This is a genomic window from Leifsonia sp. NPDC058230 (assembly GCF_042882245.1).
Taxonomy (GTDB): Bacteria; Actinomycetota; Actinomycetes; order Actinomycetales; family Microbacteriaceae; genus Leifsonia.
This window is the reverse complement of the sequence record NZ_JBHVWM010000003.1, coordinates 395,090-420,713: the sequence shown is the minus strand read 5'-3', so window position 1 is coordinate 420,713 and position 25,624 is coordinate 395,090. Positions and strand designations below refer to the sequence as shown.

Below are 25,624 nucleotides of genomic sequence, written 5' to 3'. Positions count from 1 at the left end.
CAGACCGCGGCTCACAGCGCTGCGGCGTAGCGGGCGAGGTAGCGGCAGCCGATCAGCTCTTCGTGACGGAGTGAGATCGCCTCGATGATCGGCCAGACCTCGCTCTCGGGCAGGTCCGGGATGATGACGCGGTGACGGCCGGCCGCGGTGGTGGCGATCAAGGTCGCCAGTCCCGCTCGGCGCTGGAAGAAGCTGCGGCGGATGGTCCAGCCGATGATGCCGTCGGTCGCCAGCACCGAGCGGCGCCGGTTCAGCGACCCGCTCTGCGCGATCAGCCAGCCCGGGAGCAGCGCATGACCGAGTCCGCGCCAGCGGTCGGCGGCGAGGAGCGCGGAGGCGGGCACGATCACGACGAACGCCCACCAGACGAGCGGTCCGACGACTCCGGCCAGCTGGAGCACGAGAGCGGCGGCCGCGAGCAGACCGGCGAAGGATGCCGCCCGTGTGTAGCGCCGACGACGGGCCCGCGGACCGTGCTCGGTGAGCGGCACGTCGAGCGGTTCGCTGGTGTGGAGCACCTCGGCGGCGATCCTCACGGCCTCCTCGCGCGGCCCGGGCGGGGCGAGCAGAGCAACCCCGCCACGCTGACGGCCGAGGCCGGTCATGATGGCGTGAGCGGATGCGGCACCCGCCAGCCGGAGTGAGAGCGGCTCGGAGAGCTGGGCGCCGCGGAGGCGCGTCTCGTCGAGGGTGATTTGCCGGGCGCGCAGAAGTCCATGGCTGATGTGCAGGGTCGTTGGCCCCGCGCGGTGGATCGAGAATCTGCCGTAGCCGAGCGCGTAGCGCACCATCGCCACGGCCGAGGCGACGACGATCAGTCCGAGCGACCCCCAGAGCGCGGTCGTCGTGAGCGGGAGACGGGTCAGCCAATCGATCCCCTGCTTCACGACGGGCAGGCGAGTGAGGATGCCGCCCTCGAAGAAGTTGATCTGCAGTACCGCGATCGCCACGAAGACGATCGAGGCGACCCCGCTCAGGGTGAGCGGCGCATACTTCACCCAACCCGGGCGCCAGCGGCTCAGGTTGACCGGCCGCTCAGAACCCTCGACGTCCGAGGGCGGAGCGAGCCGCAGCAGTTCGCTGCGCAGGGTGGGCACATCCCGCAACGCGACGGCGTTGAACTCGAGTTCGTCCTGGCCGTGCGAGGCCCCGGTGCCGACCTTGACGATGGCCAGGCCGAACAAGCGGTGCAGAATCGTCGAATCGACATCGACGCTCCGGATGCGGTCCCGCGGCGCCGAGAGCGTCCGCCGGTTCAGCACACCCCGCCTCACCTGCACATGGGTCGGGGTGATGCGGTAAGTGGTGGTGAAGAAACGCAGGATGCCGAAGACGATGCCCAGTCCGGACAGTACGTACGCCCACCACGGCTCGCCGCCGGCCGCGCCGGCGATGAGCGCGATCAGGAGCACCGGAAGGTAGCGGATGAGCTCGCGCAGCGGGTGCACGAGCAGCATGAGCGGGTTCAGGCGGCGCCAGGGCTCGGTCGACGGATCGGCATCCGGGGCGTCGCTGCCGCTGGTCTCGACGACCGCGTCGGGTTCGACGACCGCATCGGGATCGCCCGTCACGTCGCATCCCCTTCGCTGTGCTGCGCCACCTCGGCGAGCACGGCGACGACGTCCGCGGCAACCGCGTCGTCGAGGGCGTGGATGGTGAGGGCGCCGGCGGAGGACGCCGTGGTGATCGTCACCGTGGTGAGCCCCATCATCCGCGACAGGAAGCCGCGTCGGGAGTCGACGGTCTGGAGCCGCGCGATCGGCGCGACCCGGGTCTCCTGGGTGAACCAGCCGGAACGCACGAAGATGGCGTCGTCGGTGATCTCCCAGCGATGGACGCGGTAGCGCCAGCGCGGCATGACAGCGACGTGCACCGCCGCGGCGACCACGGTGAGCGCGAGCCCGGCGAGGTGCAGCGGCTGCGTCCAGGCGTCGGCGAGGAGCATCCACAGCACTTGCAGTGCGGCGAACACGGTCCAGCCGACCGCCGCGTTCCACGCCCAGAATGTGACGGCGCGCTCGCTGGGGCGGCCCGAAGGCTCCCTGACCATGGCGGCGATGTTTCCGACGATGGTGCTCATGAGCGGTCCTTACTGTCTTCTCTGGGTGGGATGCGGCGGCCGGCTGATGCGGACGAACCTACGCCTTGCGCATATAGGCCCGCACGGTGAGCGGCGCGAAGACGACGACGATGACAGCGGCCCCCAGCAGGGCGAGCCAGGCGTCAGCGCCCCAGGTTCCGTTGTTCGCCAGATCGCGTACAGCCGTGACAAGGTGCGAAACCGGGTTGATGTTCACAAACCACTGCAGCCAGTCGGGCATCGTGTCGGCGGGTACGAAGGCGTTCGAGAGGAATGTCAGCGGGAACAGGATGAGGAACGAGATTCCTTGAACCGAGCTGGCCGTGCGCGCGATCACGCCGAAGAAGGCAAAGATCCAGCTGATCGCCCAGGAGCAGACGATCACGAGCATGCCGGCCAGCACCACGAACCCGAAGCCGCCACCCGGGCGATAGCCCATGATGAAGCCCATGACGAACGTGAGCGTCGTTGCGATCGTGTACCGGATCGTGTCGGCGAGCAGAGCTCCTGCGAGCGGCGCGATGCGGGCGATCGGCAGGGACTTGAAGCGATCGAAGACTCCCTTGTCCATGTCTTCACGCAACTGCACTCCCGTCACGACGGAAGTGGTGATCACGGTCTGCACCAGGATGCCGGGAATGATCGTCGGCAGGTAGTTGATGACGTTGCCCGCGATGGCTCCACCGAAGATGTACGTGAACATCAGCGTGAAGATGATCGGCTGCAGTGTCACGTCGAACAGCTGCTCGGGCGTGCGCTTGATCTTCAGGATGCCGCGGTACGCCATCGTGAACGAGTTCGCCACCGACTGGGTGAGGCTCACGTGGTTCTTGAGCTTCCGCTGCGCGGGCGGGGTGATGGTGATCGCACTCATGCGTTGACCTTTTCTGCTTCTGCGGCGTCCTCCGTGGAGGCGGCCGTCTCGTCTTCGACGCCGTGACCGGTGAGGGTGAGGAACACCTCGTCGAGGGTCGGCTTCTGAACGGACATTTCGGTGAGGTGGATTCCGGCTTCGCGGAACGTAACGAACAGGTCGGTGACCGTGTCGGGGTTGCGCATGGGTGCGGTGATCCGCGAGCCCTCCGGCGAGATGACCGCTTCGACACCGAGCACGGAGGCGATGGCGCGGCGCGCATCCTCCATGTCGGCCGGGTCGGCGAGGCGCAGCTGCAGCGAGGACTCGCCGACCGATGCCTTGAGCTCGTCGGCGGTTCCTTCTGCGACGACGCGACCGGTGTCGATGACCGCGATGCGGTCGGCGAGCTGGTCCGCTTCGTCGAGGTACTGCGTTGTGAGCAGCACGGTCGAGCCGGTGGAGACGAGACGCCGGATGGTGTCCCACATCTGAGCGCGCGTGCGCGGGTCGAGACCCGTGGTCGGCTCGTCGAGGAACAGCAGCGGCGGCTGCGAGATGAGGCTGGCGGCGAGGTCGAGGCGGCGGCGCATCCCGCCGGAGAACTTCTTCAGCGGGCGCTTGGCGGCTTCGGTCAGGCCGAACTCTTCGAGCAGTTCGGCGGACTTGCGCTTCGCGTCGGCGCGGCTGAGGCCGAGCAGGCGGGAGAAGATGACGAGGTTCTCGGTCGCCGAGAGGGTCTCGTCGACGGATGCGAACTGAGCGGTCACGCCGATGAGCTGTCGCACGACCTGCTGCTCTCTGCGGATGTCGTGGCCGAAGATGGTGGCTTCGCCCGCATCCGGCTTCAGCAGGGTGGCGAGCATGGAGATAGTGGTGGTCTTGCCGGCGCCGTTGGGGCCGAGCACGCCGTAGACGGTTCCGGCGCGAACGGTGAGGTCGACCCCGTCGACCGCACGGTTGTCGCCGAAGACCTTGACGAGCCCGTGGGCTTCGACAGCCCACTCTGAGCTGTTGGCCATGGTGGTCCTTCCTGTGGAGGATGTTGATGAGTTCAGGATGCGCGGGCGCGCTTACAGGGCGCTTACGCGGCGCTTACACGCTCCGCGCCCGGCTGTAAGCGGGGCTCAGGCGGCCGACGGACGCGCGCTTGCGTGAGCGAGGATCGCCGCCCGGTCGACGCCGGCGAGGTCGAGCGCCCGCGGAACCGTGCCGAGATCGAGACCGAGGATGGCGGCGAGCAGGTCGGTCTCGGCCGTGCGCCCACGGCGCGTGGCCGTGGCGGCCCTGTGGGCGCGCACCAGCACATCCCGGGCCGACGTCCCCCAGCGAGGGCGGGTGACACGGGGCGCCGCCTGCAGCCGCTCCTCGGGGATCGGTTCGACGCCGGCAACACGGAGGCTCGCGTCTCGTTCTGCCCGGAGCACCGCTTCGATGCCCGCGTGATCGAGTCCGGCGGCGTCGAGCGCTGCGGCGGCGGATGTGCCCTTCTCGAGTGAGAGAGCGAGAAGAAGGTGCTCCGCCTCGACCAGCGCTGCGGAGCGCTGCTGGGCTTCGGTGATCGAGCGGATGACCACCGATCGCAGGGCGCGCGACAGCGGTCGGTCGGCGTTGTTGTCAGCCAAGGCGTCTCCTTGTTTCGATTCCGGCGCCTGCTATGCGGCGCAGGTGCTTCTTGTGCACGGCCTGTCGTGTCACGCCGAGAGCGTCGGCGACCTGGCTCCACGTCCAGCCGGCGCGGAGGGCGCGTTCGACCTCGGCGTCTTCGAGACGGTCCGCGAGTTCGCGGAGGGCGACCACGGCGGCGAGGCCGTCGGCGGCCCCGCCGATGGCCGATGGGGGCGGAGTGCTGGGAACCATGTAAGCAACTTAAGTTGCTAATCCGGATTTGTCAACTCATGTTGCTTAAATGCCCGCGACAGCCGAAGACACCCGTGGTGCATTCGTGCGCGAAAGCGCAGCCGAACGCACGGATCTTGCTCCCCTGCCCACGTAAGCTGGAGGATGTGACAGCGTACGTCTCGGCCTTCGACCTCTTCTCGATCGGCATCGGTCCCTCGAGTTCGCACACCGTCGGACCCCTGCGGGCAGCGAAGTCGTTCGCCGACCACCTCATCGATGAGGGCCTGCTCGATCAGGTCAGCCAGGTCACCTGCACCCTCTACGGTTCGCTCGGCTCGACCGGTATGGGACACGGCACCCCCGACGCGATCATCGCCGGACTCTCGGGTCTCGAGCCCGAGCGCTGCCGCCCCGCCGATGTGAGAGGGGTGTGGGCCGACCTGAGCACGGGCTCGACCCTGCGGTTGGCCGGCGTCCGCGACATCCAGTTCAGCAAGGACGACATCGCGTTCGAACCGCGCACCCGGCTCCCGGGGCACCCGAACGCTCTCACGCTGAGCGCCTGGGGCACCCGCCCGGACGGGACGACGGATGCGCTGCCCCTGATCGAGGAGACCTACTACTCGATCGGCGGCGGCTTCATCCGCCGAGACGGCGAGGAGGCCGCGCTATCGGCCCGCGCACAGCATCCGCTGCCCTATGCCAGCTCGGAGGAGCTGCTGCGTATCTGCGACGAGCTCGGGATTCCGATCTGCGAGGTCGCCCGCCGCAACGAAGCAGCGATCCACGGAGCGGAGGAGACCCGCGAACGCCTCGACCTGATCTGGTCGGCGATGGCCGAGTGCGTCACCAACGGGCTCGCCGGCGACGGCACCCTCCCCGGCGGGCTCGGGGTCAAGCGACGGGCCGCCGCCCTGCGAGAACATCTGGAGGCGGCCGACCGCATCCCCGCCCGGGACACCTCGATCGAGTGGCTGCACGCGTTCGCGCTGGCGGTCAACGAGGAGAACGCGTCGGGCGGTCGCGTCGTGACGGCGCCGACGAACGGAGCGGCCGGCATCGTGCCGGCAGTCGCCCATTACTACCTGCGCTTCGTTCCCGGAGCGTCGGATGAGGGCATCCGGCAGTATCTGCTGACGGCGACCGCGATCGGCTCCCTGTTCAAGGCGAATGCGTCGATCTCCGGAGCCGAGGGCGGCTGCCAGGCCGAGGTCGGCTCGGCGTGCGCGATGGCCGCCGGAGCGCTCTGCGCCGTTCTCGGCGGGACCCCGCGCCAGGTGGAGAACGCGGCGGAGATCGCGATGGAGCACCACCTCGGCCTCACCTGCGACCCGGTCGGCGGCCTGGTGCAGATCCCCTGCATCGAGCGCAACGCGATCGCGGCCTCGACCGCTGTCTCCGCGGCGCGGCTCGCGCTCCACGGCGACGGCTCCCACCTCGTCTCGCTCGACACCGTCATCGAGACGATGCGGCAGACCGGCCTCGACATGTCGACGAAGTATAAGGAGACCAGCGAAGGCGGCCTTGCGGTCAACGTCATCGAGTGCTGAGCGCTGAGTGCTGGGCGCTGAGTGCTGGGCGCTGACGAGACGCCGCGTCCGTCTGGGCTCGTGTCGCCGTGTGACGCGAGCGCGTTACGCCCCGTTGCGCGTCTCGTAGGCGGATGCGCGACCGCTCGTTAGCGTGGACGGCGTGACCAGCGCATCCGACCCCGCGACCCGTGCCTCCGCTTCCGGCGCCCTCGCTGCGGCCCTCGACCGGCCCCTCGTCTCGACCCAGTGGCTCGCCGATCACCTCGGCGCCGACGGCCTCGTGGTGCTCGACGCGACCGTCGTACCGTCTGTCCGGCCCGACGGCGGCCAGGTCTATCTGAGTGGACTCGACCAGTACCTGGTCGACGGGCACGTTCCGGGAGCCGTCTTCGCCGACCTGCTCGGCGACTTCAGCGACCCGTCGGGTGAGTATCCCTTCACCCGGCCGGGCGCTGCCGCATTCGAGGCGGCGGCCGCCGCCGTCGGGATCGACAACGACACGACGGTCGTGGTCTACGACGCGTCCGTCAGCCAGTGGGCGTCTCGCGTCTGGTGGTTGTTCCGAGCGTTCGGCTACGACCGCGTCGCCGTGCTCGACGGCGGAATCGCCAAATGGCGGGCCGAAGGCCGAACGACCGACCTCGGACATGTCGAACCGCGCGCCGGCGTCGTCTTCGATGCCGAGGAACGGCCTGGATCGTGGGTCGACAAAGACATCGTCGCGGCGGTCGTCGGCGGCACGGAGTCTGCGACGCTGATCTGCGCCGTTCCTCCGAAGGAGTTCTCCGGCGAGGCCGGCCAGCGTTCGCGTCGGGGCCACATCCCGGGCAGCCTCAGCGCGCCGGCGGCCCGGCTGGTCTCACGCGAGACCAACGCCTACCTGCCGTTCAGCGACCTGCGGACCATCTTCGCCGATGCCCTGGCGTCACCGGACCGGATCGTCGTGTACTGCGCCGGTGGCATCGCGGCCGCCTCCGATGCCCTCGTCCTGGCGCTCCTCGGCCGTGACGACGTTGCTCTCTACGACGGCTCGCTCAACGAGTGGTCGGCAGATCCGGATGCCCCGCTGGTGACACTGGCCGCCTAGGCGCCGGGCTCGGCTGCGAGCGCCGCCTCCACGGCCGCGTGCGCATGCAGCCGCGTCGTCGGAAAGACCGGCACCGGGCTGTCCTCGGCCCCGACGAGTAGTTCGATCTCTGTGCAACCGAGGATGATCCCCTCCACGCCGTCAGCGACCAGGCCCCGGATGATCGAGCGATACGCCTCGCGCGACGGCTCGGTCACCACACCGAGAACGAGCTCGTCGTAGATGATGCGGTTTGCCTCGGAACGACCCGCCGCATCCGGGACCACCACCTCGAGGCCGCGGGACCGCAGCCGGTCGACGTAGAAGTCCTCCTCCATGGTGAACCGGGTGCCGAGGAGACCGACCCTGCGGATGCCGGCCGCCAGAACCGCGTCGGCGGTGACATCGCCGAGGTGGAGCAGAGGGATGCCGACGGCGGCCTCGATCGCATCCGCCACCTTGTGCATCGTGTTCGTGCAGAGCACGAGGACGTCGGCGCCGGCGCTCTCGAGACGGCTCGCCTCCCGGCCGAGCATGGCGCCCGCGGCCGCCCAGTCGCCGGCGGACTGCATCCGTTCGACCTCGGCGAAGTCGACGGACACCATCAGGCATTCAGCGGAGTGCAGGCCGCCGAGACGCTCACGCACCCCCTCGTTGATGAGCGCGTAGTAGAGCGCGGTGCTCTCCCAGCTCATTCCGCCGAGCAGTCCGATTCGCTTCATAGTCCTGTCCTAGCAGAGCGGCGGGGATCCCGGCCCTGTCAAGCGCCCGCGACCCGTCAGGATGAAGGTTTTCTGAGTCTTGGCTGGAGACATGGAAACGATGCGTACGAATAGTTATATAGCGTGCCTATGCTCACAGTATGAGTCTTACGGACATCCCCCTCACCACCATCGACGGCGAAACCACCTCCCTCTCGGAGTACGACGGCAAAGTCGTCCTGATCGTCAATGTCGCCTCCCGCTGCGGCCTCGCGCCCCAGTACGAGAAGCTCGAGCAGCTTCAGAAGACCTACGGCGACCGGGGCTTCACGGTCATCGGTTTTCCGAGCAACCAGTTCCTGCAGGAGCTCAGCTCGACCGATGCCATCAAGGAGTACTGCTCCACGACGTGGGGCGTGACGTTCCCGATGATGGACAAGGTTCGCGTGAACGGAAAGTCCGAGCATCCCCTCTACACCGAGCTCAAGAAGACCCCGGATGCGGAGGGCAAGGCGGGCAAGGTCAAGTGGAACTTCGAGAAGTTCGTCGTGACGCCGGATGGCGCCGTTCACCGTTTCCGCCCGGCGGTCGAGCCGGACGCACCCGAGATCGTCGGCCTGATCGAGCAGTCGCTTCCGGTTCACTAGGCCATAGACGGTGCTGGGCCGGTCCCGACGCGATGGCGAGTCGGTGCCGGCCCGGTGCTGGGGTTGCCGGTGATCACCCGCCTGAGGGCTAGGCGCGACGGAACCAGCGTCCGCCGACCCGCTCGGTGGCCTGCCACCGCCCGACCTCGGCCAGAGTGCGGATGCGCTCCACGACGTGCTCGGCGACGGTGATCGCTTCGTCGACCGTGTCGGCGGTGAACCGCACGGTGAGGCGCGCCTCGCGGGCGACCACGTCGACACTCGATGCTTCGACCACGGTCAGCTCGGCGCCGGCAGCGGCCGCGGCGGGCAACACGTCGGTCGGCAGCACGCCCGGGCGTAGAGCGCCGACGGCGACAGTCACACGAAAAGACGGCACCATCTGAGAGTACGCGAGCGAGGTTGAGCCAATTTCCGGCGACCGGGGCGTACTCTCGTCTGGTCGGCGAGCGTACGCCGCAACCGTCGGCTTCGCCGCTCGGCGGTCGCGGCACCGGGGTGGCTCGCTTCGAGAAACGATCTGGGGCAGACATGATGAGGATTCGGACGTTCGTGCGGAGCACGACATGGTGACCGACAGCGACCTGACGGAAACGGAGCTCGCCGAGCTGGCCGAGCTGCTGAACGCCCGCCGGGCCGCAGACGTGGCGGAGTCCGAGCACGTCGCCGAGTCGCTCGGCATGGTGCTCTCGGCTCGCTCCGAGGGCACGGCCGACGACGAGCACGATCCCGAGGGCCCGACGATGTCGTACGAGTGGACCCGTCTGCAGACCGTGCGCTCCGAGACGGCCGATGATATCAAGGCCGTGGATGCGGCGCTCGAGCGGGTGGCGAACGGCACGTACGGCGTGTGCATGCGCTGCGGCCGCCCGATCGGAACGGACCGGCTCCGCGCCCGTCCGACGGCCGAGCTGTGCATCGCGTGCGCGCGCACCGTGGACGGCTGAGCCATCCAGTGATCCACCCCTGATCCACCCGTGATCAGAGGGTTGCTCGGGACGCCCGATACACCGCCTCGGTGCGGGAGGTCGCGCCGACCTTCTTCAGGATGCTCGACACGTGGACGCTCGCCGTCTTGGCGCTGATGTAGAGGGTCTCGCCGATCTGCTTGTTGCTGAGGCCCTGCTCGATGAGCGCCAGCACCTGCACCTCCCGTTCGGTGAGGGACGTGTCGGGCGTGCGAGCCTGCGGATGCCGCCCGAGAACGGCCCGCTCCCGCAGCCGGTCGACGGACTGCACGATGAGGCCCAACCCGGCCGAGTTCGCGATCGCGCGGCTCTCCGTCGCGGCCGTCTCCGCCGCCGCCCTGTCTCCCTGCGCGGCGTTCGACTCGGCCAGACGCTGCAGAGCGTAGGGCCGCAGGTGTGCTGGAGCGAGAGACGACTCGGCGGCCTCGGCGGCGCGACGCCACGCGCTCGCCACGACATCGGGATGCGTGGCTTCGAGCTGCGCGGACCGCGGACGCGCGTGCTCCGGATGCGCGTGAGCAGCACTCACGAACCCGGCCGTTTCGCGCACACTGACCAACTCGGCTTCGACGATCGGCGCCCACACCGGGTAGGTCGGCCACTCGGAGAGGGTTCCGAGGATCGCGCGGAGTCGCGCGACCTGGCCGGGCACATCGACTGACGCTCGACTGTCGTCGGTTGCGGAGCCCACTCCGCTGTCTGCGCGTTCGGCTTCGCAGAGATTCGCCAAGGCACGGGCGGCGACCGCGAGGAGCGGCAGATCGTAGGCGGGAATCGACCGCCACTCGGGCGATGTGATGACACTCGCCTCGCCCCAGGCTCGCCGGGCCTCACCGCGTGCGATCGCGACCTCCGCAGCGACCCGGGCGAAACCGAGACGCGACTGCATCTCGATCTCGCTCTGCACGAGCATCCCCGCCCGCCAGCGGCGCGCGAGTTCGTCGGCACGGTCGGGATCGCCCCGCCACAGTGTGACCCACAGCTTCATCCGCTGCAGGTGCACGCGGAAGCCCGGCGGCGCTTCGAGCGCGAGCGCCGGGTCGAGCAGCTTCTCCGCCCGGTCGAGTTCGCCGAGCGCCAGCAGCGGCTCGACAGTGTTGGAGGCGAGCATGACGCCGGAGGTACGCTCCACGCCGCGATGACGAGCCTGCGCCACCCCCGCCTCGGCGATCTCGACGGCGTCGCGATAGCGCCCGAGCACATTCATGGCGTCGGATGCGTTGACCGCGTTGCGCAGGAGCGGACCGACGTCGCTGCCCGCGAGCTCGCGCGCCGCCTCGAGATCGGCGAGTCCCGCCTCGATGTCGCCCCGGTCGATGCGGGCGATGCCGCGCACGGTTCGCGCGACCGACCCGCGAGACCCGCTGACGTCGCTCGCCTCGTCGATGGCGAGCGTCGACATCTCGATCGCCTCTTCATATCGCGCCTCGAGCATCAGACGACCGGCGACCTCCGCGAGGAGTTGCGTGCGCAGGCTGTCCGACGGATCGACGGGGGCCACCGCGAGCGCCTCCTGCAGCAGCTCGACCGATCCCGGTCGGCTGAGGTTGGCGAGGTACTGGGCCTTGTCGCGGAGCAGGCGGGCACGCCGGTCGGGAGTCAGACCGTCCGCGTCGTCGAGGGCGAGATTCGCGAGGGCGAGCGCCCGCTCGCTGTCGCCCGCGTTGCGGAGCGCCGAGGCGGTGCGCGACAGCAGTTCGGTGCGACTGCGGCCGGCGATGGCTTGCGCGTCGTCGACCTGATCCCAGAGCTCGAGCGCGCGGTCCCCCATCGCTGCGGCCGTGCGGTACGCGTACGAGAGGCGCGCCTCTTCCATCGCCTCCAGAGTGGTGATGAACGCGCGACGCAGGTCGTGAGCGGCCATCCAGTGGTATGAGATCTGGCTGGCGGAGCGCTGCCGGGCGTTCTCGAGCGCGACGGCGTAGCGCGTGTGGAAGCGCGTGCGCTCTCCGGGCAGCAGGTCGGCGTGGATCGCCTCCCGCACGAGCGCCTGCCGGAACGAGTAGTCGGTGGTGTCGGTACTGAGCACGTTGGCGACGACGGCTTCGCGCGCGGCGGCGTCGAGCTCGTCGGCCGATCCTTCGAATACCGCTTCGAGCAACCAGTGGTCGACGGAGACGCCACCCGCCGAGATGAGTCGCAGCATGCGCTGAGTCGGCTCACTCAGCCGCTCATACCGGGCCAGAAGCAGTTCGCGGAGAGTCTCGGGCAGGTCTTCGCCGGTGCCGAGGTGGTCGATTCCCACCAGCTCTTCGACGAAGAACGGCACACCCTCGCTGAGCGTGTAGATGCGGTCCACGGTCTCTGCATCGGGCACGCATCCCAGGATCTCCTCGGCCTGAGCCGCGACTTGGGCTCGGTCGAGCCGCGCGAGCTCCCAGCGCGTCACCCGGCGGGTGCGGTCGAGTTCGGGCAGGTAGGCACGCAGCGGATGCCCGCGCAGCACCTCGTCGCTCCGGTAGCTGAGAACGAGCAGAAAGCGCCCGCCGGCCATCATTCTGACGACGAATCGGATCAGTTCGAGGGTGGCCGTATCCGCCCACTGGAGGTCTTCGATCACCACGACGAGGGGTTTCGACGCGGAGATGTTCTCGAGCAGCACCGTCACAAGCTCGTAGAGCCGCTCTGCGCCGGTTCGAGGCGAAGCCGTGGATTCGAGGCCCAATTCCGGAAGGAACACCGAGAGCACGCCACTGCCCGGTCCCGCAGCGTCGAGGACAGCCTCCACACCGACCTCGTCGACCAGCTGACGAAGGATGCCGGTGAACGGGGCATAGGGCGCGCCGTCAGTGCCGAGATCGACGCTTCGCCCGGTGAGGACGACGGCCGAGAGTGCCGCTTCGGACCGGAACTCGTCGAGCAGCCGCGTCTTGCCGATGCCCGCCTCGCCGCCGATGACGACGACGCGCGGCTGACCTGAAACCACCAGCTCCAGCTCGTCGCGCAGGGCACCGAGGTCGGACTCCCGTCCGATCAAGGAAGCACTGGACGCCGGCGATCGCATGGCTTCATCGTGCCACGGACCACCGACATCCTCACTCCCCCGAAACGCCTTCTTCGCCGCCGGCGAGAAGTTGCTCACCTCCCCGCCGATTGCAGCTCTCTGGCGTCTCCCGACGCCTCCGAGACGGCCTCGCTGCGGCGCGTGCCTGCAGGGTGCTCGGCGCGCGCCCGAAGGAGGCTTTCAGCACCGGCGACCACCGCATCCGCCGGCGAGGCGACGATGCGACGACGCGTCTGCTCTTCGCGGACGCGGCGCGCCATTTCGATCTCCCGGTCGCGCTCCACGGTCTCCCGCGCGTTGATCCGGCCGATCGCGAACTCTTCTGACAACAGCATTTCGTTTCCCCATCCCGCTCTTCCTGAGTAGTTCAATGCTGTTCTCTAAGGTGGGCGCGCCACATCGGTAAGATGCCCTATTTGGGCTCCTGAGGCCTCTCGACTTCCTCCGGCCGCGGGGGATGCTGGCGGTATGGCAACAATCAATGAACTCACCCCGCCCTACCGGGTCGGCTACATCGTGGGGAGCCTCTCCACGCAGTCGATCAATCGTCTGCTCTCGAAAGCCCTGCTGCGCCTCGCCCCCGGTGACCTCGAGTTCACGGAGATCCCGATCGGCGATCTCCCGCTGTACAACCGCGATCTCGACGGGGACTTTCCGCAGACGGCGATCGATTTCAAAGCCTCGATCGCTGCCCAGGATGCGCTGCTCTTCGTGACCCCCGAGTACAACCGGTCCCTTCCCGGTGCGCTCAAGAACGCGATCGACTGGGCGAGCCGTCCATACAATCAGAACGTGATCGCGCGCAAAGCCACGGCCGTGATCGGCGCCTCACCGGGCCCGATCGGCACGGCGGTGGCGCAGCAGCAGCTCCGCAGCGTCCTCAGCTTCCTGAACGCGCCTCAGATGAACGCGCCGGAGGCGTAAATCCAGATGACCCCCGGTCTGGTGTCCCCGGATGGCGAGGTCACCGATCCGCGGACGGAGGCCTCCCTCCGCGCATTCATGAACGCCTTCTTCGAGTTCATCGAGCGCGTGCTGACAGTCGTTCCCAAAGCCCACTAGACGCGAGCGCGACGAAGCGGGCGCGCGCGATGCGGCGGCCGGATGTTCTCACCGGCAGTGCGCGACAGGCGCAGGGCCTCGACGACCGACCCCACCGCGACGAGCGCGATCAGGACGAACGCGACGCGATAGGCGCCGGCCGCGTCGTCGATCCCGACCGCTGAGGCGATCGGTGCCCCGAAGCGGAGCGCCACCGCGCCCACGGCCACTCCGAGCCCGGCAGCGATCTGCTGCACCGTCGAGGCCAGCGTGTTCGCTCCGGTCATCTCGTCGGACGGCACGTCGGCGAACGCGATGGTGTTGTACGCGGTGAATCCGCTCGATCGGGTCATCCCGCTGACCAGGAGCAGGGCGACGACCAGTGCCACGGGCGTGAGTTCGGCGATGAAGGCCGAGAGCAGCATCGTGATCACGGCGCCCGCGGTCGACCAGATCAGCACCGTTCGGAAGCCCCACCGGGTGAGCATCGGCGTGGTCGCCGGTTTGATCACGAGGTTCCCGACGAAGAGGGCGAGCACCACGGCGCCGGCCTGCACGGGCGACCAGCCGAGCGCGTCCTGGAAGAAGAGCGGCAGCAGGAAGGGGACCGCGGAGATCGACAGACGGAAGAGGGATCCGCCCGCGTGTGTCACCCGGAACGTCTCGATGCGGAACGCCCGGAGATCGAGCAATGGATGCTCGGTGCGGCCCAGATGCCAGATCGCGGCGGCCGTGAGCACCGCACCCGCCGCACCGGCCACGATCGTGGCGACGGCCGGGGCGGCCGGATCGGCCAGGAGGGCACCGAAGACCACCACTCCTCCGACCCCGGTGAACGTCAGCACGAAGCCCAGCCAGTCCAGCGGCTTGCGTGATCGTTCGGCTTCTGCCGGCGTCAGGCGCAGCGCCGCGCCGAAGGCGACGACGCCGAGCGGTATGTTCAGGAGGAAGATCCACTGCCAGCTCGCGTAGGTGACCAGCAGTCCACCGACCAGCGGCGCGAAGATCGGCGCCGCGAGGGCCGGCCAGGTGAGCCATGCGATCGCGCGCACCAGATCGCGCTTCTCGGTGACCCGCAGCACAGCGAGCCGGCCGACGGGGACCATCATCGCGCCGCCCGCGCCCTGCAGGATGCGCATGGCCGTCAGCTGCGCGAGGTCGCCGCTGAGCGCGCACAATGCGGAGGCGATCGTGAAGATCGCGATCGCACCCGCGAACACGGTGCGCGCGCCCAGCCGTTCGGTGAGCCAGCCGGAGATCGGGATGAGCACCGCGAGGGTCACGAGGTAGGCCGTGATCGCGATGCCGACCGCTGCCGAGTCGATCCCGTAGGCGCGCCCGATGGTCGGCGCCGCCGTCGCGAGGATCGTCCCATCCAGGTTCTCCATGAAGAACGTTCCCGCGACCAGCAGCGTCAGCGCGAGATGCCGGCGGTCGAGGCGTGCTCGGGAACCCTCCGCGATCATCGACCGCCTTCGAGCTTGCGGTGCCGCTGCTGACGGCCCGGCTCGCCGTACGGATAGTCCTCGACGACAGGAGCGCTTGCGAGCGTCAGCGCGGCGAGGTGGTGCGGTTCCAGGCGCAGATCACCCGCGCCCAGGTTGTCCTCGAGCTGCTCGGTGGTGCGGGCGCCGAGGATCACCGAGGTCACGGCCGGCTGTGCGAGCAGCCAGGCCAGAGCGACCTGCGACGGCGATGCGCTCTCCTCGGCGGCGATGCGGGTGACGGTGTCGATCACCTTCCAGGTGCGCGGGTCGGCATTGCGCTTCTCCCACGCCTCCATGCCGCGCGTGGGGTTCTCACCGAGCCGCGTGGCACCCGTCGGAGATTGGTCGCGCCGGTACTTTCCGCTCAGCCAGCCGCCGGCGAGGGGCGACCAGGGCAGCAGGCCGATGCCCTGGTCCAGCGCCGCGGGAACGACCTCGTGCTCGATGCCGCGCACCAGCAGATTGTATTGCGGCTGCAGCGTGACCGGCGGCGCCCAGCCGTGCAGCCGCGCCGTCGCAGCCGCCTTGGTGAGCTGCCAGCCGAGGTAGTTGGAGAAGCCGTAGTAGGAGATCTTTCCGGCCGTGACGGCGTCGTCGAGAAAGCGCAGGGTCTCCTCGATCGGTGTGCGCGCATCCCAGGCGTGCATCTGGTAGAGGTCGATGTGGTCCACCCCGAGCCGGGCGAGGGAGGAGTCGAGGGCTTTGCGAAGGTGCGTGCGGGAGAGCCCGAGGTCGTTGGACCCCTGGCCCATCGGGAAGCGGCCTTTCGTGGCGATGACGATGTCGTCACGCCTGCCCGGATGCGCCGCGAGCCAGCTCCCGATGATCGTCTCGGAGGTTCCCGAGCTGTAGACATCGGCCGTGTCGAGGAAGGTGCCGCCCGCCTCCAGATAGGTATCGATGAGAGTGTGCGACGTCGCCTCGTCGGCCTCCGCTCCGAAGGTCATGGTTCCGAGGGCGAGGGAGGAGACGACTGTTCCGCTGTTTCCGAGAGTTCGAAGGTCCATGATTAGACGCTAACGCTCGCGGCCGCGTTTGCGAACCGCTTGCCACCGGTCGGTCACTCGACAGGCCGGAGGAACCCGTCGACGACCAGCGCTCGAACGACGGGCAGGAGCTCGGCCGCGAGTTCGGGTTCGCCGACCTCCAGGAGCTGTGCAAGCGCTCCGACGATCGCTCCGGCCGTCAATTCGCCGTCGCAGGCGCCCACCAACGCGATCAGCGCCGTGCCACCCTGGATCGTGCGGCCGAAGCCACCTCCCTGGCGCAGCAGCATGGCGGTGGGCGACTCGTCGCCCGGCCAGAAATGGCGTTCCTCGGTTACATCATCCGACACGACGTAACGGGTCGCCGCCACGGCCGCATCGTCGAGGTCCGACTGCCAGTCGTGGGCGGCCAGGGCGGCTCCCAGGTGCACTCCGAGGCCGGCCTCGCTCGCTCCGAGGGCACCGTGCATCCGTTCGAGCCGGCGAAGCGTCGGGGTTCCGTCGGCAGGCCGTCGGAGCAGCACGTAACCAAATCCGACCGACTCGACGCCGCGGTCGGCGAAGTCGGACAGCCAGGCGTCGTAGAGCCGGTCGAAGTCGACCGTGCCCGGCCGGGTGCCGCCGTCGCGGATCCAGGTCTCCGCGTATTCGGCCGCATCCTGCGCTTCCCGTTCGATGATCCAGGCGTCCAGTGCCACCGGAGCGGTGTCGATCCAGTCGGCGACCCGGTCGAACGCGTCGACGGCAGCGGACGCGGCCGGCGAACCGAGCACGGGTGCGGGCACGCGATACTCCCAGTTCGCCAGCAACTGAGCGACACCTCCCGGTGTCAGGTGCTCACCCGCCGACCGGATAACGGCCTCGACGAGCCCGTCGCCGACCATCCCGCCGTCCCGGTACTCGTACTCGGGAACCCCGTCGGTGCGCGGCGTGATGACGAACGGCGGGTTCGACACGATGTGGTCGAACGTCTCCCCGGCGACGGGTTCGAAGAGACTGCCGAGCCGGAATTCGACGTTGCCGATCCCGTTGAGCTCGGTGTTGAGCGCGGCGAGGTCGAGCGCGCGCACGGAGATGTCGGTCGCGACCACGTGGCGGGCGTGACGGGATGCGTGCATGGCCTGGATCCCGCATCCGGTGCCGAGGTCGAGCGCGCGCTCGACCGGAGCCTGCAGCATGAGTCCGCTGAGGGTGAGGGATGCTCCTCCGACGCCGAGCACATGATCGACGGGAAGGGCGTGACCGAGAGCGAGCTCGCCCAGGTCGGACACGATCCACCACTCGGCCGCCCCGAGCGCATCCACGAAACTGTACGGACGAAGGTCGACCGCCGGTTCGACGGATCCCGCCTCTCCGTCACCCTGTTCCGGCTGCCGCACCAGGCCGAGCTCTCGCGCGCCGGCGACCCCTGCGGTGGGGAGGGCGCGCGCGAGCGCGTCCACCGTCACGGGTCTTCCGAGCACGAACAGTTCGGCCAGCGTTGCGATCGCTGAATCGCCCGACTGCCCGCGCCGGGTCTCCAGCGCACGCAGGGCGGGGATGCGCTGCCCGCGATGCAGGGCTTCCGCACCGGTGCTCCCCCAGAGTTCCGACAAGGCTGCGACCGTGAAACCGGCGGCCTGCAGGTCGGCACGGAGCGCCGCGATGGCAGCGGTCGTTTCGGCAGGTGCGGCTGGCTGGTCGGCTGGACGCGAAGAAGTCACCGCACCATTCAAACGCACTCCACCTCGAACGGACTCCACGATTCGGGAGCGCCACCACCGCCTCGGCGGCGGCAGGAGCAGAATAGGGGCCATGATCCGCAGACACGCGATCGTGACAGGAACGGTGCAGGGCGTCGGGTTCCGATGGAGCGCCCGCGAGATGGCGCACCGCCTCGACGTCTCGGGATTCGCCCGCAACCGGCTCGACGGAACGGTCGAGGTGGAGGTAGAGGGCGAGCCGGAGGAGGTCGACCGAATGCTCGGGTGGCTCCGCACCGGCCCTCCCGGTTGCCGGGTCGAAAGCGTGACGGTGACGGAAGTCGCGGCGCTCGGCGAGGACGCCTTTCGCGTTCGCGAGACACAATAGAGAGATGACTCGCGCAACGCTGCTCAGACTCACGAAGCCGACCTCCGCTCCTGGCGCCGAATCCGTCCCTGCCGGCGGCAGGCCGCCCGCGGGCGGCGACATCGCCGACGTCGGTTTCGTCGCCGTCGACGCGTCCGCGCCCCAGGTGAACCTGATGGACCTCGGCCTCACCCGTGGCGACGGGGTGTTCGAGACGATCAGCGTGGTCGACGGGCACCCGCAAGCGCTCGAACCCCACGTGCAGAGGCTCGCGCACTCGGCAGCGCTGCTCGACCTGCCGGAGCCCGACCTGGACGTGTGGCGGCGCGCGGTGCACGCGGGAATCGAGCGGTACCGGCTCGAGAACGACAGCCAGCTCGAGCACGGCACGGCCCGCGAGCTGTATGCGAAGCTGATCCTCACCCGCGGCATCGAGGGCACGCGCCGGCCGAGCGGCTGGGTCTTCGTCGATGAGGCCGAGGACTTCACCGCAGCGCGTCTCGGGATCCGTGTCGTCACCCTCGACCGCGGATACCGCCACGATGTCGCCGAGACCTGCCCGTGGCTGCTGCAGGGCGCGAAGACCCTGTCGTATGCCGCGAATCGCGCCGCACTCCGCGAGGCCGCCCGCCGTGATGCGGACGACGTGATCTTCGTCAGCTCGGACGGCTTCGCCCTGGAGGGCCCGACCTCGAACGTGATCGTGCGCAACGGCGACTCCGTGCGAACGCCGCAGACCGACCAGGGCATCCTCGCCGGAACCACCCAGGCCAGCGTGTTCGCCTTCTTCGAGGAGCGCGGCTTCACCACCGCCTACGAGCGCATCACGGCCGACGATCTCCGCAGTGCCGACTCCCTCTGGCTGGTTTCGAGCGTTCGCCAGGCCGCTCCGGTCATCGCCCTCGACGGACGGCCCGTCACTGTGGATGCGACCGTCACCGCCGACCTGAACGCCTTCCTGCTGGGCCGTTCGGCCTGAGCGGCACAGGCCGTATCCACACGCCCGTCCGCCCCGCGCCGCCGGCGGCGGGTCTGGCGGCTTTCCACAGAATCTCCTGTGACGACGTGCCCGTGGAGCGTCGTAGGCTGGATGAACCGACGGAACGAGGCTGAACACGACGAGAGGCGCAAGGAGGACGACCGTGGCGGATCCAGTGCCGACGAGCATCGAAGTCCTCCGTCAGCAGGCCAGGGACGAGCTCTCCGCGATCATCGAGCACCGCTGCCGCGCCGGCGAGGACCCCTGGCAGTTCATCCCCGAGCTGCCGAGCGTCGACGAGCAGGTCGTCATCGCCCTTCGGCTGACCGCGATCGACGCGTTCGATCTGGCGGAGGAACAGTCCCGTGCCCACCATCCCGCCGCCGGTCGCGAGACGTTCGCCCGTTTCGAGTACAGCGTCCTCCGGCGGATCGCCCTCGAGCATCCCGAACTCAGTGAAGCGGTCTGGGGGATGCTCGACAGGGTCGAGCGGGCGTGACCCCGATCGGCCCGGGCTGCTCTACAGCCCCGCGGGGTCGGTGACCGGCAGTCGGCAGACGAAGTCGCGGCAGAGGTATGCGGTGGGCAGGGCCTCGCGTGTCGTCCGCGCAGCGAACAGCTCGAAGCCGTCGGCGGCGAATGCGGCGGTGGCGGTCTCGTCGGCGACAGCGACCAGTTCGGTGGGCCGGATGCGTGCAGCATCCACGAGCGCTCCCCCCATCGCGCCGTCGGGCAGCACGAGAAGGAGCTGCTCCGGCTCACCCGACAGCCGCGACATGAGCTCGAGCGCCGAACCGAAGGCGTTCGGCGTCCGCAGGGCGTGAGCCGAGACGTGACGCATCGCCTCGCGCGCTGCCCGCTCATAGCGGCGTTCCGCGGTCAGCAGGTAGAGCGTGTGGGCGGCGGATGCGGTCACCGACAGTCCGGACGGGTACGCGCCTTCGGACGGGTCGACGCGGATCCCCATCCCGTTTCCCTGCAGTACCGGGTCGCCGCCGCCGGGCACTTCGAGCGCACAGCGGTCTTCGTCGGCCGCGTCCATGCAGAGGTCAACGAGGTCGCGGGCGGCGGATGCGTAGCGCGGCTCCCCCGCGAACAGCGCCAGATCGAGCAGCCCGCCCGCCAGTCCGCCGTAGTCCTCGAGGGTCGCCGACGCCTCGGAGATCCGGTCGCCGAGGGAGGCGCGCGCCAGCGTCCCGTCGGCCCGGCGATGCCGTGCGAGCAGCAGCTCGGCCGCGTCGCGTGCGGCGGCCGTCCACTCCGGCCGGTCGAGGATGAAGCCCGCTTGGGCGAGCGCCCCGATCGCGAGCCCGTTCCAGCCGGTGAGGATCTTCTCGTCGAGCGGAGGCGGATCGAGCAGGGCACGCTCCGTCGTCGACGCCCGGTAGTACCCGCCCTCGACGCGAAGGCCATCGATGAGGCTCTCCGAGTCCTGCGCCGACGCGAAGCCGCCGCTCGGTCTGCGCAGCACCGTGAGCAGGAACTGCGCGATGCCCTCGGCCGCTTCCCTGGCCCAGTACGCACCGGTGCGCTGCCAGGCGAGCGCGTACTCGCGCAGCAGCAGGGCGTTGTCGTAGAGCATCCGCTCGTAGTGCGGCTCACTCCAGTCACGGCGGGTCGCATAGCGGAAGAACCCGCCGTCGACCGGGTCGCGGAGCGGGGAGGCGGCGATCCGCTCGAGGGTGCGCACGGCGAGGTCGGCACCCGCCTCACGCGCGAGCAGGAACCCCAGGACCGGTGCGACGGGAAACTTGGGCGCCGAGCCGAAACCTCCGAACTCCCGGTCCTCGGCGTCGGCGAGAAGCGCGATCGCCTCGTCAAGGGCAGCGCCGTCCGGGAGCTCGACGACCTCGGTGGCGGCCGTGGATGCGGCCTCCAGAGCCGCGGCGACCGTGGCCGCGTTGTCCTCGACCTCCTCGCGACGGTCGGTCCACGCATCCGACACCGCGTCGAGCACCTGCCGGAACGACGCCCGGCCCGCGACGGGAACGGGTGGAAAGTACGTGCCGGCGAAGAACGCCCGCCCGCGCGGCGTCGCGAAGACCGTCAACGGCCAGCCGAGATTGCCGGTGAACGCGCTGGCGGCCGACAGATACCCGGCGTCGACATCCGGATGCTCCTCCCGGTCGACCTTGATCGCCACGAACCGCGCGTTGAGCTCGGCGGCGAGTTCCGGATCGCTGAAACTCTCCCGTGCCATCACGTGACACCAGTGACAGGTCGCGTAGCCGATCGAGATCAGCACGGGCACGTCGCGCCGCTCGGCCTCCGCGAAGGCCTCCGAACCCCAGGGGAACCAATCGACCGGATTGCCGGCGTGCGACCGCAGATATGGACTGATCGCATCCGCGAGCCGATTCGCCATGCCGCCACCCTACGTCCGGACGCGCGCGTACCAAAGCGCTGCGAGTTCACTGGCAGCCGGGGCCGCGCATCCGGCACGAGCGTAGACTGGGTTCAGTGCCCCGGACCCCGGCGCGACGAGCGTTGTGGGGAGTCACAATGGCACTTGAAGTCGATCCCGCCCCGGCCGGAACTGTTGTCCGAGCGCTCCCTGCCGAGGGCCCGTCGAGACCCGAGCACGCGGAGGACTTCACGGCTCTGGCGTCGATCGTCCGCTCCTCCGGTCTGCTCCGGCGGCGGTACGGCTACTACTGGGCCAAACTGATCGCGGTCCCCGTCGTGACCATCCTGTCCATCGGGCTGTTCCTGGTGCTCGGAGACAGCTGGTGGCAGCTGTTCACGGCGGTCCTCTTCGCGTTCGTCTTCACCCAGATCGCGTTTCTGGGCCACGATGCCGCTCACCGTCAGATCTTCCGCTCCGGGCGTTGGAACGACTGGACGAGCCTGGTGATCGGCAACCTCTTCGTCGGGATGAGCTACGGCTGGTGGCAGCACAAGCACACCCGCCACCACGCCAATCCGAACCGGGAGGGCGTCGACCCCGACATCGACCTGCCCGTGGTGGCGTTCACTCCCGCGCAGGCGACCGTTCCGCGCCCGCCCGTGTTCCGCTGGGTGATCGGGCACCAGGGCTGGTTCTTCTTCCCGATCCTCCTTCTCGAGGGACTGTCGCTGCACGCGTCGAGCGTGCGGCGGGTCCTCTCCCGAGCCCCCGTGCAAAGGCGCCCGGTGGAGATCGCCTTCCTCGCAGTGAGGATCCTGGGCTTTCTGGCCCTGGTGTTCGTGGTCCTCTCTCCGGGGAAGGCGGCGGTCTTCCTCGCGGTGCAACTCGGGCTGTTCGGCTTCTACATGGGGATGTCCTTCGCTCCGAACCACAAAGGGATGCCGCTCGTTCCGCATGACCTGAAGATCGACTTCCTGCGCCGGCAGGTGCTGATGAGCAGGAACATCCACGGCAGCCGTGTTCTCGACTTCATGATGGGCGGCCTGAACTACCAGATCGAGCACCACCTGTTCCCGTCGATGCCGCGACCGCACCTGCGCCGGGCGGCTCCGACCATCCGGGAGTTCTGCACGACGGCCGGGGTGCTCTACACCGAGACGACCCTGATCGAGTCGTACGCCATCGTCACGCGTTATATCAACCGGGTCGGGCTCGGCGAGAAGGACCCGTTCGCCTGTCCGCTCGTGGAGCTCCGCGCGACACCGGGTGCGATCATCCTCACCCGCCCGAGAGCCTGACCTTTTCGACAGTCTGCCGCGCGACAGCCCGCCGCCTCATCCGGCGTGGCGGGCTCGCGCGGTCAGTGCCTCGGCGACGTGCAGGTTCTGCGGGCGCTCCAAGCCCAGGTGCTCCCGCAGCGTGGTGCCCTCGTACTCCGTTCTGAACAGTCCCCGGCGCTGCAGTTCCGGCACGACCGATGATGTGAACGCGGTGAACTGCGCCTGCAGGAACGGGGTCTGGATGTTGAAGCCGTCGACCGCTCCCGCGCTGAACCACTCCTCCAGGTGATCGGCCACCTCGTGCCCGCTGCCGACGATCGCCGACGTGGGTACGGCATGCGTCGCGAGGAGGTGCCGGTAGGTGATCGCGAACTCGCCTCCGACGCTCCTCCCGGTACGCGCGGCGACCGTCTCGAGGATGCGCTGGCCGCCCTCCGCGAACCGACGGGCGACCCGGAGCGGGACCTCGTCGTCGAGCTCGGGCGTCCCCAGCGGCACGCCGACGGCCGACGACAGCGCCCGGATCGACCGGTTGGCCGGAAAGTCCGGTGACCGAGACAGCGGCGAGCCGTCGTCGAGCGGAACGAGCCGGAGGAGCTGGTCGTAGATCCCCTGCGCCCCGGCCTTCGTCTCCGCCACGACGGGCAGCACGGGCGTGACGACGAGCGGAGCCCCCTCTTCCCGGCCGAGCGCTCGGGCCTGCGCCCGGAGGTCGGCTCGGAACGCGACCGCCTCCTCCAGCGTGGGCTGGGCCACGAGCGCCAGATCGGCGAGCTCGCGCGACAGCTGCCGCGAGCGCGTCGACGTTCCGGCATGCACGATCGGCAGATGGCCCTGCACCGGTCGGGGCGTCGTGAGCGGACCGGTCACACGCAGGTAGTCGCCGACCGCATCCGTTCGATGCACCCTGTCGGGGTCGATCAGTCTGCCGGTGCGCTGGTCCCGCACGAACGCTTCGTCCTCCCAGCTGTCCCAGAGCAGCCGCAGCGCCCGCACGAGCTCGCCGGCCTGATCGTAGTTGGGCTCGGTGCCTGCGCGACCCTCGCGTCCGTGGTTGCCTGCTGCACGCGGATCGGCGCCCGTGACGATGTTGAGTCCGGCACGACCAGCGCTCAGCCTGTCGATGGAGGCGGTCTGCCGCGCCAGTGTGAACAAGTCGACGAACGTGGTGTTCGCCGTCGCGATCAGGCCGATCCGCTTGGTGACCCCCGCGAGGTAGGCGATCGAGCTCACCGGGTCGATTCGCGCCAGCAGATCGGGGTCGCGAAACTCGAGGTCCGGACCGGTGGCGAGCCACTCTCCGAAGAAGAGGTAGTCGAACTTGGCCGCCTCGGCCGCGCGCGCCGTGCGTCGCAGCACCGCAGCATCCTGAAGCGGGTCGCGGTGGGCCCCGGGCATACGCCAGCCTGCAGGATGCGCACCGAGCGCTCGGAACACCGCCCCCAGGATCATGGCGAGCCCGTCAGAGCGTCCCGGCCGCAGTGCTCATCGGCCGAGGTACTTCGCGATCGATTCGGCTTCGGCGACGTTGCTGCGGATGAGCGGTAGCGACCGGGCGACGGCGAGATCGATCCGTTCGTGCAGCTCGAGGCTGGAGACAGCACCGGCCGTGAAGTCGGAGTCGTTGGCGTACACGCCGATCGGCAGGGTCAGCGCCTGGAAGAAGCCGAACAGCGGGCGGAACTGGTGCTCGATGATGAGGGCGTGCCGGTCCGACCCGCCCGTCGCCGCCAGCAGCACAGGCTTGTCGACGAGGGCGTACTGGCCGACGAAGTCGAACAGGTGCTTGAACAGACCGGTGAAGGATGCGCGGTAGACCGGGCTGGCGACGATCAGCAGGTCGGCGCTCTCGATGCGCTGAAGCTCCTCCTCCACCGAGGCGGGGAGCTGGTCACGCTGAAGCGTGCCGGCGAAGTCGGGCCCGATCTCGCTGACGGCGATGAGATGCGCGTCCACGGCGACCTCGCGACCGAACGAGGCGAGGATCTCCTTGACGAGGGCGGTCGTCTTCGACGGTGCGTGCAGGCTTCCGGAGACGGCGACGATGCGCAGAGGCCGACCGGCAACGGCGGGGGACGCAGGTGAGAACTCGGGCATGGCACGACGCTAGGCCTGTGCTCGGGTGCGCGCCAGGGCGGGCGTCACACGGCGTAAACCAGGGCGTCACGCGACGTCACACACGTCGCTGCATCACCTCAGCCGAGGGTGTCCGTCGTGGCGATGAGCGACTCGCCGAGCACCTCCGGCACTCCGGGCTGGAAGTCGCTCGACAAGTACAGCCTGACGCCTCGTGAGGCACGCGCCGGGTCGAGCACCTCGGTGCGGTCGCGCAGCGACAGCGTGAACCAGGAGTCGCCGAGCAGGGCGAGCGAGAATGCGAGCGCCTCCTCGTCGGTCGGGCTCAGCTCCTCCTCGTCCCGGTCCACCGCACCCACTCGGGTCGCGATCATCGTGATGGGCTGCCCCTCCGACGCGGCCACGCAGACGCAGGAGACGACGCAGAGCACGCCGTCGCGCGTCGGGGAGAGGATGCCGACGGCCTCGGTCGGGCGTGGCGTGCTGTCCTCCGACGCTGCGTCGATGAGGTGGAACATCTCCTCGCGCACCGTGGCGATGCGCTCCCCGCTCTCGACGAGGACCCGCTGTGCCAGTTCTTCGACCCGTTCGCGCGACGCCATGGTCCCTGACGTTACCGGATTCATAGCGGCTCTCTCTGAGTCCATGACCGAGGACAATTGGAACAGGATGGGGGCACCGATTAC

25 protein-coding genes and 1 pseudogene are annotated in these 25,624 nt (G+C 69.2%); 9 read left to right on the top strand and 17 right to left on the bottom strand.

Annotation, left to right across the window (positions count from 1 at the left end):
• Positions 1 to 11: 11 nt before the first annotated feature.
• The 6 genes from ACFVV0_RS11860 to ACFVV0_RS11835 form a co-directional block, all read right to left on the bottom strand.
• Complete coding sequence (locus ACFVV0_RS11860; RefSeq protein ID WP_387062900.1) at positions 12 to 1,571, bottom strand: PH domain-containing protein; 1,560 nt, start codon at positions 1,569 to 1,571, stop codon at positions 12 to 14.
• Positions 1,568 to 2,080 (bottom strand): PH domain-containing protein, encoded by a 513-nt coding sequence (locus tag ACFVV0_RS11855; RefSeq protein ID WP_387062897.1) that lies wholly within the window; start codon positions 2,078 to 2,080, stop codon positions 1,568 to 1,570. Before ACFVV0_RS11855 ends, ACFVV0_RS11860 begins: the two co-directional genes overlap by 4 nt.
• Before the next feature lie 58 nt (positions 2,081 to 2,138).
• Complete coding sequence (locus ACFVV0_RS11850; RefSeq protein ID WP_387062894.1) at positions 2,139 to 2,954, bottom strand: ABC transporter permease; 816 nt, start codon at positions 2,952 to 2,954, stop codon at positions 2,139 to 2,141.
• Positions 2,951 to 3,955, bottom strand: a complete 1,005-nt coding sequence (locus tag ACFVV0_RS11845) for an ATP-binding cassette domain-containing protein (protein WP_387062892.1) — start codon at positions 3,953 to 3,955, stop codon at positions 2,951 to 2,953. The genes ACFVV0_RS11850 and ACFVV0_RS11845 overlap by 4 nt, the downstream gene beginning before the upstream one ends.
• Positions 3,956 to 4,060: 105 nt before the next feature.
• Complete coding sequence (locus ACFVV0_RS11840) at positions 4,061 to 4,558, bottom strand: Clp protease N-terminal domain-containing protein (RefSeq protein ID WP_387062889.1); 498 nt, start codon at positions 4,556 to 4,558, stop codon at positions 4,061 to 4,063.
• Positions 4,551 to 4,793 carry a helix-turn-helix domain-containing protein gene (locus ACFVV0_RS11835; RefSeq protein ID WP_387062886.1) on the bottom strand — a complete coding sequence of 81 codons (243 nt, stop codon included), beginning with the start codon at positions 4,791 to 4,793 and terminating at the stop codon, positions 4,551 to 4,553. Before ACFVV0_RS11835 ends, ACFVV0_RS11840 begins: the two co-directional genes overlap by 8 nt.
• Before the next feature lie 146 nt (positions 4,794 to 4,939).
• Here ACFVV0_RS11835 and ACFVV0_RS11830 point away from each other — a divergent pair, with 146 nt between their 5' ends.
• Together ACFVV0_RS11830 and ACFVV0_RS11825 are read left to right on the top strand one after the other, a co-directional pair.
• Complete coding sequence (locus tag ACFVV0_RS11830; RefSeq protein ID WP_387062883.1) at positions 4,940 to 6,325, top strand: L-serine ammonia-lyase; 1,386 nt, start codon at positions 4,940 to 4,942, stop codon at positions 6,323 to 6,325.
• Between the two features lie 142 nt (positions 6,326 to 6,467).
• On the top strand, positions 6,468 to 7,394 hold the full coding sequence (locus ACFVV0_RS11825) for a sulfurtransferase (protein WP_387062880.1): 927 nt from the start codon (positions 6,468 to 6,470) through the stop codon (positions 7,392 to 7,394).
• On the opposite strand, the gene ACFVV0_RS11820 is transcribed toward ACFVV0_RS11825, so the two are convergent.
• On the bottom strand, positions 7,391 to 8,095 hold the full coding sequence (locus ACFVV0_RS11820) for an aspartate/glutamate racemase family protein (protein ID WP_387062877.1): 705 nt from the start codon (positions 8,093 to 8,095) through the stop codon (positions 7,391 to 7,393). The genes ACFVV0_RS11825 and ACFVV0_RS11820 overlap by 4 nt on opposite strands.
• Before the next feature lie 140 nt (positions 8,096 to 8,235).
• Here ACFVV0_RS11820 and ACFVV0_RS11815 point away from each other — a divergent pair, with 140 nt between their 5' ends.
• Positions 8,236 to 8,721 carry a glutathione peroxidase gene (locus tag ACFVV0_RS11815; protein ID WP_387062875.1) on the top strand — a complete coding sequence of 162 codons (486 nt, stop codon included), beginning with the start codon at positions 8,236 to 8,238 and terminating at the stop codon, positions 8,719 to 8,721.
• A gap of 88 nt (positions 8,722 to 8,809) precedes the next feature.
• Here ACFVV0_RS11815 and ACFVV0_RS11810 read toward each other — a convergent pair whose 3' ends face one another.
• Positions 8,810 to 9,085, bottom strand: a complete 276-nt coding sequence (locus tag ACFVV0_RS11810) for a hypothetical protein (RefSeq protein WP_387062872.1) — start codon at positions 9,083 to 9,085, stop codon at positions 8,810 to 8,812.
• Between the two features lie 202 nt (positions 9,086 to 9,287).
• On the opposite strand from ACFVV0_RS11810, the gene ACFVV0_RS11805 reads away from it, so the two are divergent.
• Positions 9,288 to 9,668, top strand: coding sequence for a TraR/DksA family transcriptional regulator (locus ACFVV0_RS11805; protein WP_387062869.1), 381 nt, complete (start codon positions 9,288 to 9,290; stop codon positions 9,666 to 9,668).
• 34 nt (positions 9,669 to 9,702) lie between these two features.
• Here the strand turns inward: ACFVV0_RS11805 and ACFVV0_RS11800 are convergent, their stop codons facing one another.
• The gene (locus tag ACFVV0_RS11800) at positions 9,703 to 12,666 is read right to left on the bottom strand and encodes an AAA family ATPase (RefSeq protein WP_387062866.1); all 2,964 of its coding nucleotides are present in this window, start codon (positions 12,664 to 12,666) and stop codon (positions 9,703 to 9,705) included.
• A 101-nt stretch (positions 12,667 to 12,767) separates the two neighbouring features.
• Positions 12,768 to 13,028, bottom strand: coding sequence for a hypothetical protein (locus ACFVV0_RS11795; RefSeq protein WP_387062863.1), 261 nt, complete (start codon positions 13,026 to 13,028; stop codon positions 12,768 to 12,770).
• A 133-nt stretch (positions 13,029 to 13,161) separates the two neighbouring features.
• On the opposite strand from ACFVV0_RS11795, the pseudogene ACFVV0_RS11790 reads away from it, so the two are divergent.
• Positions 13,162 to 13,755, top strand: a pseudogene (locus tag ACFVV0_RS11790) (NADPH-dependent FMN reductase).
• Here the strand turns inward: ACFVV0_RS11790 and ACFVV0_RS11785 are convergent.
• Genes ACFVV0_RS11785 through ACFVV0_RS11775 form a run of 3 tightly spaced genes read right to left on the bottom strand, consistent with a single transcriptional unit; the run spans position 13,752 to position 17,910 of the window.
• Complete coding sequence (locus ACFVV0_RS11785; protein ID WP_387062860.1) at positions 13,752 to 15,200, bottom strand: MFS transporter; 1,449 nt, start codon at positions 15,198 to 15,200, stop codon at positions 13,752 to 13,754. The pseudogene ACFVV0_RS11790 and the gene ACFVV0_RS11785 sit on opposite strands and share 4 nt — an antisense overlap.
• Entirely contained in the window at positions 15,197 to 16,228 is a 1,032-nt protein-coding gene (locus ACFVV0_RS11780; protein WP_387062857.1) for an aldo/keto reductase, read from the bottom strand. Before ACFVV0_RS11780 ends, ACFVV0_RS11785 begins: the two co-directional genes overlap by 4 nt.
• 53 nt (positions 16,229 to 16,281) lie before the next feature.
• The gene (locus ACFVV0_RS11775; protein ID WP_387062854.1) at positions 16,282 to 17,910 is read right to left on the bottom strand and encodes a methyltransferase; all 1,629 of its coding nucleotides are present in this window, start codon (positions 17,908 to 17,910) and stop codon (positions 16,282 to 16,284) included.
• Positions 17,911 to 18,001: 91 nt separating this feature from the next.
• On the opposite strand from ACFVV0_RS11775, the gene ACFVV0_RS11770 reads away from it, so the two are divergent.
• The 3 genes from ACFVV0_RS11770 to ACFVV0_RS11760 all read left to right on the top strand — a co-directional run bounded on the left by ACFVV0_RS11770 (position 18,002) and on the right by ACFVV0_RS11760 (position 19,734).
• Positions 18,002 to 18,277 carry an acylphosphatase gene (locus ACFVV0_RS11770; protein WP_387062852.1) on the top strand — a complete coding sequence of 92 codons (276 nt, stop codon included), beginning with the start codon at positions 18,002 to 18,004 and terminating at the stop codon, positions 18,275 to 18,277.
• 4 nt (positions 18,278 to 18,281) lie between these two features.
• The gene (locus ACFVV0_RS11765) at positions 18,282 to 19,235 is read left to right on the top strand and encodes an aminodeoxychorismate lyase (protein ID WP_387062849.1); all 954 of its coding nucleotides are present in this window, start codon (positions 18,282 to 18,284) and stop codon (positions 19,233 to 19,235) included.
• Positions 19,236 to 19,398: 163 nt separating this feature from the next.
• The gene (locus ACFVV0_RS11760) at positions 19,399 to 19,734 is read left to right on the top strand and encodes a hypothetical protein (RefSeq protein WP_387062846.1); all 336 of its coding nucleotides are present in this window, start codon (positions 19,399 to 19,401) and stop codon (positions 19,732 to 19,734) included.
• Positions 19,735 to 19,755: 21 nt separating this feature from the next.
• Here ACFVV0_RS11760 and ACFVV0_RS11755 read toward each other — a convergent pair whose 3' ends face one another.
• Positions 19,756 to 21,600 carry a thioredoxin domain-containing protein gene (locus tag ACFVV0_RS11755; RefSeq protein WP_387062843.1) on the bottom strand — a complete coding sequence of 615 codons (1,845 nt, stop codon included), beginning with the start codon at positions 21,598 to 21,600 and terminating at the stop codon, positions 19,756 to 19,758.
• Between the two features lie 137 nt (positions 21,601 to 21,737).
• On the opposite strand from ACFVV0_RS11755, the gene ACFVV0_RS11750 reads away from it, so the two are divergent.
• Positions 21,738 to 22,880: a fatty acid desaturase family protein gene (locus tag ACFVV0_RS11750; protein ID WP_387062840.1), complete on the top strand. Its 1,143-nt coding sequence runs from the start codon at positions 21,738 to 21,740 to the stop codon at positions 22,878 to 22,880.
• Positions 22,881 to 22,916: 36 nt separating this feature from the next.
• Here ACFVV0_RS11750 and ACFVV0_RS11745 read toward each other — a convergent pair whose 3' ends face one another.
• From ACFVV0_RS11745 to ACFVV0_RS11735, 3 genes are all read right to left on the bottom strand, one after another.
• Positions 22,917 to 24,314, bottom strand: coding sequence for an NtaA/DmoA family FMN-dependent monooxygenase (locus ACFVV0_RS11745; RefSeq protein ID WP_387062837.1), 1,398 nt, complete (start codon positions 24,312 to 24,314; stop codon positions 22,917 to 22,919).
• A 33-nt stretch (positions 24,315 to 24,347) separates the two neighbouring features.
• Complete coding sequence (gene msuE / locus ACFVV0_RS11740; protein ID WP_387062834.1) at positions 24,348 to 24,959, bottom strand: FMN reductase; 612 nt, start codon at positions 24,957 to 24,959, stop codon at positions 24,348 to 24,350.
• Between the two features lie 98 nt (positions 24,960 to 25,057).
• The gene (locus ACFVV0_RS11735) at positions 25,058 to 25,540 is read right to left on the bottom strand and encodes a hypothetical protein (RefSeq protein ID WP_387062831.1); all 483 of its coding nucleotides are present in this window, start codon (positions 25,538 to 25,540) and stop codon (positions 25,058 to 25,060) included.
• Positions 25,541 to 25,624: the final 84 nt, after the last annotated feature.

What these genes read in the sequence shown, in the direction of transcription:
- ACFVV0_RS11855 (WP_387062897.1), bottom strand. Translation starts at nt 2,080, where the DNA reads ATGAGCACCATCGTCGGAAACATCGCCGCCATGGTCAGGGAGCCTTCG.
- ACFVV0_RS11745 (WP_387062837.1), bottom strand. Translation starts at nt 24,314, where the DNA reads ATGATCCTGGGGGCGGTGTTCCGAGCGCTCGGTGCGCATCCTGCAGGC.
- ACFVV0_RS11765 (WP_387062849.1), top strand. Translation starts at nt 18,282, where the DNA reads ATGACTCGCGCAACGCTGCTCAGACTCACGAAGCCGACCTCCGCTCCT.
- msuE (WP_387062834.1), bottom strand. Translation starts at nt 24,959, where the DNA reads ATGCCCGAGTTCTCACCTGCGTCCCCCGCCGTTGCCGGTCGGCCTCTG.
- ACFVV0_RS11785 (WP_387062860.1), bottom strand. Translation starts at nt 15,200, where the DNA reads ATGATCGCGGAGGGTTCCCGAGCACGCCTCGACCGCCGGCATCTCGCG.
- ACFVV0_RS11795 (WP_387062863.1), bottom strand. Translation starts at nt 13,028, where the DNA reads ATGCTGTTGTCAGAAGAGTTCGCGATCGGCCGGATCAACGCGCGGGAG.
- ACFVV0_RS11850 (WP_387062894.1), bottom strand. Translation starts at nt 2,954, where the DNA reads ATGAGTGCGATCACCATCACCCCGCCCGCGCAGCGGAAGCTCAAGAAC.
- ACFVV0_RS11770 (WP_387062852.1), top strand. Translation starts at nt 18,002, where the DNA reads ATGATCCGCAGACACGCGATCGTGACAGGAACGGTGCAGGGCGTCGGG.
- ACFVV0_RS11735 (WP_387062831.1), bottom strand. Translation starts at nt 25,540, where the DNA reads ATGGCGTCGCGCGAACGGGTCGAAGAACTGGCACAGCGGGTCCTCGTC.
- ACFVV0_RS11805 (WP_387062869.1), top strand. Translation starts at nt 9,288, where the DNA reads ATGGTGACCGACAGCGACCTGACGGAAACGGAGCTCGCCGAGCTGGCC.
- ACFVV0_RS11755 (WP_387062843.1), bottom strand. Translation starts at nt 21,600, where the DNA reads ATGGCGAATCGGCTCGCGGATGCGATCAGTCCATATCTGCGGTCGCAC.
- ACFVV0_RS11820 (WP_387062877.1), bottom strand. Translation starts at nt 8,095, where the DNA reads ATGAAGCGAATCGGACTGCTCGGCGGAATGAGCTGGGAGAGCACCGCG.
- ACFVV0_RS11835 (WP_387062886.1), bottom strand. Translation starts at nt 4,793, where the DNA reads ATGGTTCCCAGCACTCCGCCCCCATCGGCCATCGGCGGGGCCGCCGAC.
- ACFVV0_RS11780 (WP_387062857.1), bottom strand. Translation starts at nt 16,228, where the DNA reads ATGGACCTTCGAACTCTCGGAAACAGCGGAACAGTCGTCTCCTCCCTC.
- ACFVV0_RS11815 (WP_387062875.1), top strand. Translation starts at nt 8,236, where the DNA reads ATGAGTCTTACGGACATCCCCCTCACCACCATCGACGGCGAAACCACC.
- ACFVV0_RS11750 (WP_387062840.1), top strand. Translation starts at nt 21,738, where the DNA reads ATGGCACTTGAAGTCGATCCCGCCCCGGCCGGAACTGTTGTCCGAGCG.
- ACFVV0_RS11845 (WP_387062892.1), bottom strand. Translation starts at nt 3,955, where the DNA reads ATGGCCAACAGCTCAGAGTGGGCTGTCGAAGCCCACGGGCTCGTCAAG.